General features: G+C 42.5%; 12 protein-coding genes. 9 read left to right on the top strand and 3 right to left on the bottom strand.

Translation table 11 applies throughout. The features are described from left to right. Window positions 1-48: 48 nt before the first annotated feature. The 9 genes from MAF46_RS05175 (at window position 49) to MAF46_RS05135 (ending at window position 9317) form a co-directional block, all read left to right on the top strand. On the top strand, window positions 49-1566 hold the full coding sequence (locus MAF46_RS05175; RefSeq protein ID WP_060785788.1) for an ammonium transporter: 1518 nt from the start codon (window positions 49-51) through the stop codon (window positions 1564-1566). Between the two features lie 241 nt (window positions 1567-1807). Continuing rightward, on the top strand, window positions 1808-3163 hold the full coding sequence (locus tag MAF46_RS05170) for an MATE family efflux transporter (protein ID WP_060785789.1): 1356 nt from the start codon (window positions 1808-1810) through the stop codon (window positions 3161-3163). 158 nt (window positions 3164-3321) lie between these two features. After that, entirely contained in the window at window positions 3322-4785 is a 1464-nt protein-coding gene (dnaB, locus tag MAF46_RS05165; RefSeq protein ID WP_060785790.1) for a replicative DNA helicase, read from the top strand. Then, on the top strand, window positions 4769-6145 hold the full coding sequence (locus MAF46_RS05160; RefSeq protein WP_060785791.1) for a Mur ligase family protein: 1377 nt from the start codon (window positions 4769-4771) through the stop codon (window positions 6143-6145). The genes dnaB and MAF46_RS05160 overlap by 17 nt, the downstream gene beginning before the upstream one ends. A 14-nt stretch (window positions 6146-6159) precedes the next feature. Next, the gene (locus MAF46_RS05155; protein WP_016801841.1) at window positions 6160-6963 is read left to right on the top strand and encodes a type 1 glutamine amidotransferase; all 804 of its coding nucleotides are present in this window, start codon (window positions 6160-6162) and stop codon (window positions 6961-6963) included. A gap of 80 nt (window positions 6964-7043) precedes the next feature. Beyond that, window positions 7044-7241, top strand: a complete 198-nt coding sequence (locus MAF46_RS05150) for a type II toxin-antitoxin system HicA family toxin (protein ID WP_018634701.1) — start codon at window positions 7044-7046, stop codon at window positions 7239-7241. After that, the gene (locus MAF46_RS05145) at window positions 7241-7660 is read left to right on the top strand and encodes a type II toxin-antitoxin system HicB family antitoxin (protein ID WP_004116411.1); all 420 of its coding nucleotides are present in this window, start codon (window positions 7241-7243) and stop codon (window positions 7658-7660) included. Before MAF46_RS05150 ends, MAF46_RS05145 begins: the two co-directional genes overlap by 1 nt. Before the next feature lie 216 nt (window positions 7661-7876). Beyond that, a complete protein-coding gene (locus MAF46_RS05140) occupies window positions 7877-8899 on the top strand; it encodes an amidase domain-containing protein (RefSeq protein ID WP_004131108.1) in 1023 nt (340 codons plus the stop codon). Further along, window positions 8886-9317, top strand: coding sequence for a hypothetical protein (locus MAF46_RS05135; RefSeq protein ID WP_004116406.1), 432 nt, complete (start codon window positions 8886-8888; stop codon window positions 9315-9317). Before MAF46_RS05140 ends, MAF46_RS05135 begins: the two co-directional genes overlap by 14 nt. Window positions 9318-9449: 132 nt before the next feature. Here the strand turns inward: MAF46_RS05135 and upp are convergent, their stop codons facing one another. The 3 genes from upp to MAF46_RS05120 all read right to left on the bottom strand — a co-directional run bounded on the left by upp (window position 9450) and on the right by MAF46_RS05120 (window position 12290). After that, entirely contained in the window at window positions 9450-10088 is a 639-nt protein-coding gene (gene upp, locus MAF46_RS05130; protein WP_004120306.1) for a uracil phosphoribosyltransferase, read from the bottom strand. 263 nt (window positions 10089-10351) lie between these two features. Next, the gene (locus MAF46_RS05125) at window positions 10352-11011 is read right to left on the bottom strand and encodes a hypothetical protein (RefSeq protein ID WP_016832426.1); all 660 of its coding nucleotides are present in this window, start codon (window positions 11009-11011) and stop codon (window positions 10352-10354) included. A gap of 46 nt (window positions 11012-11057) precedes the next feature. Next, on the bottom strand, window positions 11058-12290 hold the full coding sequence (locus MAF46_RS05120) for an NUDIX hydrolase (protein WP_004131097.1): 1233 nt from the start codon (window positions 12288-12290) through the stop codon (window positions 11058-11060). Window positions 12291-12309: the final 19 nt, after the last annotated feature.

Raw genomic sequence — 12309 nt, 5'->3', positions numbered from 1 at the left:
ATATAAATTAAATTGCAACCACCGATGGCTGCGTTTGTGAGGTGAAAAATGACCGCAATAGATCCGCAATGGGCGTTACTAGCTGCCGCATTAGTGTTTATAATTACTCCAGGAATCGCACTGTTTTATGGTGGCCGTGAGCGCGCAACATCAATGGTTAACATGATGATGCTTTCTGCTGGTGCAATTGCGGTAACAACCATAGTTTGGACGCTTTGGGGCTGGTCAATGGCCTTTGCTGGCAAAGACATGATTGGCGGCGTTGTTGGCGACCCTGTAAGCGGATTGCTGCTACGTGATTCAATGGTGGCAGATCACGGCATTTTTACTTCGATGGATGCAAACACTGGCCTTGCTGGCGGAATTCCAGCGGCATTTAGACTTGCGTGCGCGGTTGTTGCTGTGGCTCTTATAACTGGCGCGCTTGCTGGTCGTGTGCGCTACGCGATTTGGCTAATATTCGTAGCTGTTTGGGTAACTCTTGTGTTTGCGCCTCTTGCGCACATGGTTTGTGGAGGCGGTCTGCTTTCGCCAAATGGCGCTATATCTCAGGCTCTTGGAATCCAGGTTCACGATTTTGCAGGCGGATCTTTGCTGCACGTAGCTGCGGCTGTTTCGGCTTTAGCAATTGTTCTTATTATTGGCGGTCATGCTCATTTTCCTCTTAAGAATTTTGTTTTGCATACCAAGTCTTTTGCGACTTTGGGTGGCGCAAATTCGGAGCACAAGGGCAATTTAGTTCGCGCACTTTTGATGGAAGTCGCAAAGTCTAATAAGACTAATGATTCTGCTGCTTCTAGCGATGATTCTAAAGCTAAGGGCGATTCTTCTTTAGAAAACTCTAGCGAGCTTGCGGTTAATGGCCATTTTTCCAATGTTTCTGCACGAGCTCCGCACAATGTTCCATTTGTTGTTCTTGGAATTTTCATCATTTGGTTTGGATGGCTTGGCTTAATGATTGGATCTTCTGTAGGTCTTCCAGGAGTTGCTGGATATGCATGGGTTAGCTCAACTATTACAGCGTCTGCGTCTATGCTTGCTTGGGGCGTTACGGAACGCTTGCGCTCGGGATGTTTTAGCGCCGTTGGAGCAGCTAGTGGAATCATGGCTGGTTTGGCTGCTAGTGCCGCCGCTGCGGACGTTATAGCGCCTTTGTGGGCGGTTGTACTGGGTGCGATTGTTGGTGTTGTTACATGCCTTGCTACGCATTCTAAGACTTTTACTCGCTACGATGGTGCGCTACACGTTGTAAGCGTAAATGGCATTGCTGCGTTTATTGGCATTCTAGCTGTTGGATTATTTGCGGATGCGAGCGGATTGCTTTCCACTGGCGATTGGCATCAGCTAATTGCGCAAATATGCCTTCTTGCAATCACGATTCTTTATTCTGGAGCTGTTACAGCGTTGCTTGCGTTTGGATTAGAGAAGCTTTTTGGTTGGAGAATATCGGAAGCTAAAGAGCGTAAGGGTGTTGATTTAGCGGATCAAGGTGAGCGCGCTTATGATTTTTCTGGTATTGCTCAAGAAAAATCTGCGATTGACGCTGAAGATAAGACGCAAATGTGACACACTCGGATTGCGCAATGTGGATAAAACTTTTAGTTATCCACATTTTAGGCGTGTTGCTGTGTATATCTATAAAAGTTGTCCACAAATGGGGGATAACTTTGTGGATATCCTGCGGATAACTTTTTTGAAATCATATTCAGTTTGCAATTCAAAAAGTTTTATGATAGCGATTGCATAATTCAAGATAAATGATTCAATTACCAAAAAGGCATGAAAAGGCGTTAAATAGGCCATTATTATGAGCGATCAGAGTGAAAACGTTAACAAAAAAGACCTACTGAAACACATATTTTCTCTAGCTATTCCTACATTTGGCCAGCTTATTGCAGAGCCAGCGTTTGTTTTAGTAGACACTGCAATAGTTGGGCATTTAGGCAAAACGCAACTTGCAGGACTTTCAATAGGCTCAACCGTGCTTTTAACAACAACGGGGCTGTGCCTGTTTTTGGCGTACAACACAACAAGCCAAGTTGCAAGGCTATTGGGTGCTGGCAAAAATCGCCAAGGGCTAAGCGTTGGAATGGATGGATTGTGGCTTGCTCTCGTGCTTGGGGTTGTTCTAACGCTTGTTTTAATGGTGTTTGCGCGTCCGCTTTGCCAAAGTTTTGGTGCAAATGGCGAAACGCTTAAAAACGCGATTATTTACACTCAAACTGTTATGCCAGGTTTGCCTGCAATGTTGCTAATTTACGCTGCAAATGGCATTTTTAGAGGACTTAGCAAAGTAAAAATCACGCTTTTTGCTGCAATAAGTGGAGCTGTGCTAAACGCGATTTTAGATATTCTATTTGTGTTTGGAATGAACCTTGGAATTGCTGGGTCTGGAATAGCAACAATGATAGCGCAATGGTATATGGGTATTGTTTTAACGCTGCCAGCGATTTTTTGGGCAGCTAGAGAAAAAGCACGTTTGCGACCACAAGCGCATAGCATACTTAAAAGCGCAGGAAGCGGCATTCCGCTGTTTATACGCACATTGGCATTACGCGCGTGCATGGTGGCAACTGTTGCAGCTGCTGCGCGACTTGGAACCAACACTTTAGCTGCATATCAAGTTGCAAATTCTTGCTGGAATTTTGTTATGAACATATTAGACGCTATAGGAATTGCGGCTCAAACAATAGTCGCCTCCGCGCTTGGAGCTGGCTTATTAAAACGCGCTAATGTAATAACAAAAGTTTGTGCACAAGTAGGAGCATTAAGTAGCGTAATCGTTGGAATTTTAATGATATTTGCAGGATGGTTATGCTCTCCGCTATTTAGTCCAAATGCCGAAGTGCAACTTTTGGTTTCAATAGGAATGACGATTCTTGGAATTTTCTTGCCGCTATCTGGATTTATGTGGGCTTTAGACGGAGTGTTAATCGGGGCTGGAGATCACAAGTATTTAGCCAAATCGTGCTCAATTACAGCAGTTGTGTATCTTATTGTAATTAGCGCGGTTTGTGTGGCGAATGTGGCTCTTTTTGCTGGAGATGTTACTAAAACAATATCGCTTTGGGTTGCTCTTAATGCTGTGTATATTGGCGGACGCGCGCTTGGAAATTCGCTTAGAATTAAAACGGATGATTGGATGAAGTGCGCAAATTTGTGATTTGTTAGGTTGATTTTTAAGTTGATTTGTGAAGTGTGATTTGTGATTTGTGACTTTTAATTTGATTTGTAAAATCGTGAAGTATTTAACTTACGATTTGTGTTAGTTTATATAAACTTTTGTTTGCGTGCTCCGTGCAGACGTTTATACTCGATTTTATGGCAGATAATGATATGTGGCAGTCAAATCGAAAAGACTCAAACCGATTAAACAACGCTAACGCTAATGTTAGCTTGTTTGACAAGGTTCCTCCTCACGACGAAGACGCAGAAATGGCCGTTCTAGGCGGAATGCTAATGAGCAAAGATGCTATTGGCGAAGTTTCGCAAATCCTAGAAACAGCAGACTTTTACGTTCCAAAGCATCAAACAATTTACGACGCGATTATAAGCCTGTTTTCTGGGTCGCAACCAGTAGACGTTGTTTTAGTTGCAAACGAGCTTCTAAAAGACGAAAACCTGGAGAAAATTGGCGGAGCTGACTACTTGCATAGCCTTGTAGCATGCGTTCCTACAGCCGCAAACGCGCTATATTACGCGGATATTGTGCACAAAAATGCGATTTTGCGAAATGTGATTGCTGCTGGAACAAAGATTGCGCAAATGGGCTATTCGGCCACTGGAGACCAAGCGGAAGATGTTGTGAACCTTGCACAATCCGAAGTTTACGAGATGAGCTCGGGCAAAGTTCATCAAGATTATTCCGCTATTGGCCCAGTTGTGCAAGACGCTCTCGAGCAGTTAGACAAGTTGCAAAGTAACGAGATTGAAAAAGGCGTTCCAACAGGATTTAGAGATATTGATGACATGACGCAAGGCTTGCAGCCAGGGCAAATGGTAGTCGTAGCTGGTAGGCCTGCAATGGGAAAGTCAACTCTTGGAATCGACTTCGCTCGTTCTGCAGCGTTGCATCACAATATGACAACAATCGTGTTCTCGCTAGAAATGAATAAATTGGAGCTTGCTCAAAGAATAATCGCAGCCGAAACGGATATTCCAATGACGGCAATGCATCGCGGAACTGCAGAAGACATTACAACAGATAGGTGGACTAAGCTAAACGCGTTTTGGTCAAAAATGAAAGACGCTCCGCTTTTTATAGACGATAGTCCAAATATGAGTCTTATGGAAATTCGCGCAAAATGCAGGCGACTAAAGCAAACGAACGACCTAAAGCTAGTTGTAATCGACTATTTGCAACTTATGACTTCTGGAAAGAAAGTTGAATCTAGGCAGCAAGAGGTTTCCGAGTTTTCGCGCGCGTTAAAGCTGCTTGCAAAAGAGCTAGAAGTGCCAGTTGTTGCACTAAGCCAGCTAAACCGAGGACCAGAAATGCGAAACGATAAAAAGCCTCAGCTTTCGGATTTGCGCGAATCGGGTTCTATTGAGCAAGATGCAGACGTTGTGTTTCTTGTGCATAGGCCTGATTTTTACAACAAAGAAGATCGCCCTGGCGAAGCAGACATTATTATGGCAAAGCATCGCAATGGTCCTACAGAAACGTTTAATCTAGCTTTTCTTGGAGCAACGTCTAAGTTTAAAGATATGCCGCAAGGATACCAGCCGCAATCATATGCGCAAGGAAACGATGCCGTTGGAGGCTATGATGGCCAGGCTGCTTGATGCTTTTATGCCTGCTGTAGGAAAGCTGGTTCGCGCGGTTTCTAGAGCGTTGCACCACGGTGGAAGCGCTTTGCCAGGCAAAGTTGTAGAAACACTAGACCGTGGGTTTTTAGCTAGAACGCTTGGGAGTTTGCCTTATGGAGTTGTGCTAATTTCGGGAACTAATGGCAAAACTACTACGACTCGCATGGTTGCGTCTATGCTCAGAGATGCTGGATTGCGCGTGTTTACAAATCCTACGGGATCGAATTTTACGCGCGGAGTCGTGGCGTCGCTTGTGCAAGAAATGCCTGTTTTTGGCACAAAGTTAGATGCGGATATAGCTGTTTTAGAGCTTGATGAAGCTTATGCTGTGCATTTTGTAAATCAAATAAAGCCGCGCTATTCGCTTCTTCTAAACGTTATGCGAGATCAGTTAGATAGATTTGGCGAGATTGACACTACAGCTAAATTGCTGAGTAATGTTGCGCACGCGACTAAGCGAGTAGTTGTGTTAAATCGCGAAGATCCGCGAATTTCCGCGCTTTCTAAAGACGTTTTGTCGCCTTGCAAAGTAAAGTATTTTGGTTTGGATGATTCGTTAAGAAGCATGTTCCCAACCGACGACGATTTGCATAGTGATTTGGATGGCGATTTATGTGGCGATTTATGTGGCGATTCGCGTAGTGATTCGCGCAATCTTCCGCATGCAGATGTTGTTTTGGCAAAAGTTGATGGCAATAAAGCCGATTTTTTGATTGATGGTAATAGAAAAACTACTAGCGTTAAGTTGCGAGGCGTATATAACGTTTTTAACGCTGCTGCTGCGTCTGCGATTGTGCGCGCTATTTTGGCGGATGCTGCTAAAAAAGATGCAACGCTCGCAAAATTCAACGACGATGCGCTTATGGATGCGATTTCTCGCGTAACGCCAGCATTTGGGCGAGGCGAAGTAATCGAAGTTAACGGCGCTCCTGTTGAGCTTGTTCTAGTGAAAAATCCTATTGGATTTAGACTTGCGCTCGCTTCTTGTAAGCCTGCAAATCATGACACAATGATTGCAATTTGCGACGAATACGCGGACGGTCGAGACATGAGCTGGCTGTGGGACGTTGATTTTACGTGCTTTAGCAGCACTGGAGTCGCTTGCGTTTCTGGCACACGCGCGTGGGATATGGCTTTGCGTTTGCAATACGACAAAGTTGCTTCTAGAAACGTGAACACTGATTTAGAAGAAGACGTTAAAGCCTTTGTAAATGGTGATTTTAGTAGCAATGCTAAAAACGCAAAACGCATATATTGCACATACACTGCAATGCTTCGCGTGCGAGTTGCATTAGGGCAAATCGCAAGCGTTAAAGACGTTGGAGTTGGAAAGTAAAGAAAGTAGTCGTCATGAATAATGTTAGTGATGTTAGTCAAGCGAATACTGTAGTTGCAAGCAAAGCCGAAAATCGCGTATTAGACATTGTGTCGCTATACCCAAAAGACATGAATATTTACGGTGATTATGGCAATGTGCTTACGATTATGCGTCGAGCGGAATTGTACGGTTACAAGCCTGTGCTTCACGAATACAACGTTGGCGATGATTGGCCAAAGCAAGTAGATATGATTCTTGGCGGCGGCGGTCAAGATCATGGTCAAAGTAGAGTTACGGATGATTTATTTGCGCGCGCAGACGCAATTCGTGAGCTTGCAAAAGATGGTGTTCCAATGTTAATGATTTGTGGACTATACCAGCTTTTTGGAGAATACTTTGAGACTGTTGAAGGTCAAAAGCTTAAAGGCATTGGCGTACTCGGCGAGCATACGGTTGGTCAAGACGTGCGCATGATTGGGAATCTTGTTGAGCATAGCCGCGATTTTGGCGATATTGTGGGCTACGAGAACCATTCTGGCCGCACAAGCTTGGAGAGTGGCACGCAGCCACTAGGCTCGGTTGATGGCGAAAATTGTGGAAACAACGGCGAAGACCACACGGAAGGTGCGCGCAAATACAACGTTATCGGCACTTATATGCACGGTTCGGTTTTGCCAAAAAATCCGCGTTTGGCTGACTTTTTAATTCGCACAGCTGCGCAAAATCGTTATGGAGAATTTGAGCCAAAGCAAAGTGACGCTCAGCGCGCGGAGCTTGCCAAATTGGACGAATTAGCCGAGCGTGCTCGCCAAGTTGCCATAACTCGTCCGCGGTAAATTAACATAGGCATATGCGCGATTTAGTAAAAATTTGATTGATTATTTTATTTTATGCGCATAGTGTGTATAATCTTTTTATGAGATACAAAGAGATTGAAAAACGTCTTAAGAAGGACGGCTGGATACTTTTTGCACAGCGTGGAAGTCATTGTCAATTCGTACATAAAACTAAAACAGGTAAAGTCACAGTGCCTAAACATCCAGGTGATATTAACCCATCTGTTGTTAAGTCAATTTGGCGTCAGGCGGGAATTAGTGAAGCAAAGGTGAAATGATGAAATTAGCGTATCCTGTTATTCTTACTCCATACGAAGATAATAGTGGGGGTTTTGTTGCAGAAGTCCCTGATTTGCCAGGGTGTGTAACTGGCGGTAGTAATCTTGCAGAGGCTCTGATTATGGCAGAAGATGCAGCAAGTGGATGGGTTCTTACAGAACTCGAAAGTGGTAAGACTGCGCCAAAAGCTAGTGATATTAGTGATATTGTTGTAGAAAATCCTAATTCAAAGTTGTCTATGGTTGCGCTTGATATGGATTCCTATGCTGCAAAATACGGTTCTCAGGCAGTTCGTAAAAATGTTACTGTTCCAGCTTGGCTTGACACTTGGGCACAAAAAGCTGGCATCAGCTACAGTGGGGCTTTGCGCGATGCTTTAGAGGCTTTATATGCTAAAGGAGCTGTGAATAAAGCTTAGTTGTATTATTAGCTATATTATCTGATTTGTTATGCAATATTGCACAATCAATTAATACAAAAGCCTGCTGAAGCTTGCAAAGTGTTGCAAATCAGTAGGCTATTTAAATGTAGAACTGATGAGTATATGATTACATAGCCGCTGTGTATATTTGACAAATGGTATTTATTGTGATAAAATAATGAAAAGGGATTTTATATAATAATGGAGTTATATATGAAAAACAAAGTTGTCTTGCATTATACATTTATAGCTGCGCTATTTTCTATTATTTTAATATTGTCATTTGCTAATGTTGCTCAAGCTGAATCATCTGACTATAAATCAGAGACTTATGTAGATTTTCCCAAAAAGCAGCATAAGACAAAATTTCAGAGTATGTATTTTTCTTTACTAGATACTTATGAAAATCCAGAGTTAGTAAAAAAGTTCTATATTTCAAAATATTTTACAGAATTACAAAGAATACAGAGCGAAGCTATGCTTCCTTCTCTTAGTGAAGAAACAGCTACTATTTACAAAAATTCTCTTTTTAATTCCTCGCATAAAGATAACAATAATGTAACAAAAATATTGCAATTTCTAGATATATATGAGAATAAATATGAAAATAATCAGATTCTATCAGAATTGCATAAATTAGAGTTAAAAGTATTAAAAAATGAACTAACACAAAAGGAAGCTATTAATATTGCAAAATTGTGGCTTCCATCAAAGCAGGAGGTTACACCTCGCAAACCTTTACTTACTGAGAGAAATTCAGGCATAAATCTTGAAGCGGCCAGAGCATATGCGCGAGAATGGGCGTGGAAAATAAATCCAAAATATGGTGAAGAAAAAAGTAAGTTAATATTTCCGGCAGATTGCACAAATTTCGCTTCGCAAATTCTATATGCTGGTGGTATTGGTATGGATAAGCATAATGATGTATTTAAAGGGTGGTGGTGGAAAGCTAGAGGAGATCGTTCGGTTTCTTGGATTAATGCCAATGTTTTTAAAAATTATATGGGGTATGGATTTAGTACAAGTTATTGGGGAATGTTAGTAGATAATGTTAGGGATGGAGATTTTATTGGTGTTGATGAAAGTAATGATGGTACTGTCGATCACATAGGGTTTGTATTCCTAAAAAGCAACGGTAGATTGCGTATAGCTCAACACACTGAAAATTATTTAGATTGGGATAAGAATTGGTATTCATTCAATGGTGAAGGAGCTTATTATCGTGTTCGTCGTTAAATATTGGAAAGAATGGTTTTTACCATTATCTTTTGTATTTTTAGCAGTTTTATTGCTTATTAAAATGCCAGGAAAGTATCCAGCAGATTTTGATTTAAGTCTTTTGGGTGTTGTGTTAGTTTCAATTATTTCACCAATAATTCAAATGATTGTTGGGTTGTGTAATAGAGGATTAATTCGTAAGAAAATATTAATTATTATTGATAGCATATTAATACTTGCTGGCTTTATTGAAATATTCTTTGGCCAATTTATTGTTGTACATGTTTTGAATCGTGGAATGGTCAAGTACACAATGGATCGTGGACCGCAAGTTAATGTTGCTACTGTTGCAGCTGCATCTATCGTAGTTGTCTCAATGGTATTATGGAGTATTCACGAACTGGAATTTAATAGTAATAAAATTAAACGAATATGAGACCGACAAATAATTAAAGATGTAAATACAAAAGCCTGCTGAAGCTTGCAAAGTGTTGCAAATCAGCAGGCTATTTTGTAGTTTTATTTCTAGCTTTTGATTCTAGTTTTCGTTTGATTTAGCTGGTGATTATTAGTCAATCAAGCCGTACAAACGATCGCCAGCGTCGCCAAGACCTGGAACAATATAAGCTTTGTCGTTCAAATGCTCATCTACAGCGCAAACAACAACCTTAAAGTCAATAGAAGGATCAATCTCCTTCTCAATGCGCTCCAAGCCTTCTGGCGCTGCCAAAATGTTAATAGCAGTAACATCTTTAGCGCCGCGCTCTGCCAAATAATGCGTAGCAGCAATAAGAGTGCCACCAGTAGCAAGCATTGGGTCAAGAAGGAAGCATTGACGACCAGTCAAATCTTCTGGTAAACGATTAGCATAAGTGACGATGTCGAGAGTTTGCTCGTCTCGCTTCATGCCAAGGAATCCAACCTCAGCGGTTGGAAGAAGGCGAGTCATGCCGTCGAGCATACCAAGACCAGCGCGCAAAACAGGCACAACCATTGGGCGTGGTCGGTTCAAATGCTTGCCAGTCATCTTGCAAATAGGAGTTTCAATCTCGCGATCGCTAACTTCCAAGTTGCGTGTTGCTTCGTATGCTTCGAGAGTTACCAATTCGGAAACTAACTCGCGGAAAATATTAGATGGTGTATTCTTATCTCGCAAAACGGTGAGCTTGTGGTCCACCAGCGGATGATGTAAAACATGAAGATCCATACCTTCTAGATTAGTGCAAGCATTGCACGTTAAGCTAGCGGCGTGCCGTGATTATTTAGAAAAAATATAAACAATTGTTAATGAAGGTTGAATTTTGTGAATTGTTGGAGAATTTAAAACATCTTAAAAACGCTGACTTGTGAAAGCGCCTGTCGGCGCAAACGCCGCTCGCAGCGGCAAAAAATGGAGCCCGGGGCTTAAGCACAAGCCAGCGTCACTTCCTGAGTATACATGCTTTTAGATTTCAGCGCGCCGCGAATAATCTAATCAAGCTTGCCTGCTTGCCATAATTTTGCGCCGCTAGCAAAGTCTAAAGAAAGCGCGTGCATGTTTGCGCAAGTGTGTAAAACGTTGGCAATTTTTTGCGCGCTGCTGCTTTCAGAATTTTGCGTCTGGCCTAGTCTTTTTGCGTACGTGCGCATTCCGCGCGAAATAATCGCGCTAAACGCAGAAGCGCGATATAGCGCAACAGCAAAATCGCCAGTAAACGCGCCAGAAAGAATCGAGTCTGCAAGTCGCGCAATATCTTCTTTTGTAGGAGACTCGTCAACTCCAGTAATCGCCGAAGCGCTAGTGGCCTCTGGCTCGCCAATGCGCCAATATGCAGCATAAGAGTCGCCATTCTTGCGTAGTGATGTTCTAAGCAAATACAGTCTCCAAAGCATTCCAGGAAGCGATTGTGCCTCTGCTTTACTCCACAAATCCGCAATAATCTCAATGCCTTCGTTTTCTACCAAGTTAAGCACGCGCGCAACAATCTCGGGAGTTTGCGTTTTATGAACGCGGTTCAGCAAGACGGCTGCGGAAGTGTGGCTAATCTCGCTTACGATTTGTGGGTCTGTGCCGCCTTCGATTTGCGCGAGCATAGCTGGATCCATTTGCGCTGGCCTACTAGGGCGATTTGCGCCGATTGGACTTGGCATAAACGCAGATCTACTCGAGTGAATTGAGCCAGATTTTGAATTTAGATTAGTAGACAATTGGCAAAACCTTTTCTATGTTTACGATTTTAGGGCCTTTTTCGGTGCTTACAATGTGCAAAATTACGGCACTTCCAGTAGGCATATATGGCGATTTTTGACTAAGTATGCGTTTATTTGCTTTTGGCTTAGAAATATCCCTTAAATGTGCAAAAAATGTTCCAATAATTGGGCGATGCAAGCACATAACTGTTGTTGCGGTTGTTGTTTCTGATTTTGTTTTTGTTGTTGTTTCTGTTGTGTTGCTATCGTTAGTTGTATCTATAAGATTTTTTATTTCACTTGTTAGCACGTTTAGAGTTGATTTTGGATTTTTATCGTGAAAATCTTCTGTAAGTTCCGCCACTTTTTCTATGTTGATTGAAGAGTTTTTTGCAAAAGCGTCTACAGTTTCCAAGCATCGCTTCCAAGGAGAAGAAACAATTTTGTTTGGAGCATAGCAAGCAAGCTCGCGACCGAGCGCATAGGAGGCGGCGGACCCAAGAGGTGTGATTGGACGAGTGGCTTCGCTGCCTTGCCAAGCTTTTCGCGATTCCGCTTTGCCGTGACGCACAAGAATAAGCGTTTTATAATTTGCTTGACCAGACTTTATTCGTTCAAGGAATGCGTCTAAAACAAGTTGATCACTATCGTGCGTAAGTTTTTTGCGAGCGTCTTCGGGTGTAAGCCAAATAACATTGCCAATTTCTGTAGGTTTTGCTGGTTTTATTGGGCCAAATGCTGGAAGTCGCTTTATTGCATCGCCTTCGCTGATTTCGCGCATCATCCAATAGTGAATTCGCTTGATTACTTCTGGCTGATCGTTATTTTGCGAGCCGTTTTTTGTGCTGCTTTTTATGCCGTTTTTTGCAGACGATTTTTTGCCTTCGTTTTCGAGTGGATACTCGATTTGCGCAATATGTGGTCCAAGTGTAACTGCGTAGCCAGTCTCTTCGCCAACTTCGCGCACAGCAGTGTGACGATGCGATTCATTGGCTTCGTTCTTGCCTTTTGGCCAGCTCCAATCGTTGTATTTTGGGCGGTAAACAAGGCAAAGTTCTATGTTGCTTTCGTTTAACACTTGATTACAAGCGTTGGATTCGCTGCCAACATTACCGAAATCTTTATTTGGATTTGTGATGTTCGGATTGCTTGACTTGCTTTCTTTGCTAGCAGTTTTGCGCAAGCGGTAGATAATACCGCCAGCTGCTTCAACATATCTCTTCGCTACTGTTGCACTCATATTCACTATTTTAGCGTTT

This window comes from Gardnerella pickettii, assembly GCF_029226345.1.
GTDB lineage: Bacteria > Actinomycetota > Actinomycetes > Actinomycetales > Bifidobacteriaceae > Bifidobacterium > Bifidobacterium piotii.
This window is presented reverse-complemented; position numbering and strand designations above follow the sequence as displayed.

What these genes read in the sequence shown, in the direction of transcription:
- MAF46_RS05175 (WP_060785788.1), top strand. Translation starts at nt 49, where the DNA reads ATGACCGCAATAGATCCGCAATGGGCGTTACTAGCTGCCGCATTAGTG.
- MAF46_RS05170 (WP_060785789.1), top strand. Translation starts at nt 1,808, where the DNA reads ATGAGCGATCAGAGTGAAAACGTTAACAAAAAAGACCTACTGAAACAC.
- dnaB (WP_060785790.1), top strand. Translation starts at nt 3,322, where the DNA reads ATGGCAGATAATGATATGTGGCAGTCAAATCGAAAAGACTCAAACCGA.
- MAF46_RS05160 (WP_060785791.1), top strand. Translation starts at nt 4,769, where the DNA reads ATGGCCAGGCTGCTTGATGCTTTTATGCCTGCTGTAGGAAAGCTGGTT.
- MAF46_RS05155 (WP_016801841.1), top strand. Translation starts at nt 6,160, where the DNA reads ATGAATAATGTTAGTGATGTTAGTCAAGCGAATACTGTAGTTGCAAGC.
- MAF46_RS05150 (WP_018634701.1), top strand. Translation starts at nt 7,044, where the DNA reads ATGAGATACAAAGAGATTGAAAAACGTCTTAAGAAGGACGGCTGGATA.
- MAF46_RS05145 (WP_004116411.1), top strand. Translation starts at nt 7,241, where the DNA reads ATGAAATTAGCGTATCCTGTTATTCTTACTCCATACGAAGATAATAGT.
- MAF46_RS05140 (WP_004131108.1), top strand. Translation starts at nt 7,877, where the DNA reads ATGAAAAACAAAGTTGTCTTGCATTATACATTTATAGCTGCGCTATTT.
- upp (WP_004120306.1), bottom strand. Translation starts at nt 10,088, where the DNA reads ATGGATCTTCATGTTTTACATCATCCGCTGGTGGACCACAAGCTCACC.
- MAF46_RS05125 (WP_016832426.1), bottom strand. Translation starts at nt 11,011, where the DNA reads ATGCCAAGTCCAATCGGCGCAAATCGCCCTAGTAGGCCAGCGCAAATG.
- MAF46_RS05120 (WP_004131097.1), bottom strand. Translation starts at nt 12,290, where the DNA reads ATGAGTGCAACAGTAGCGAAGAGATATGTTGAAGCAGCTGGCGGTATT.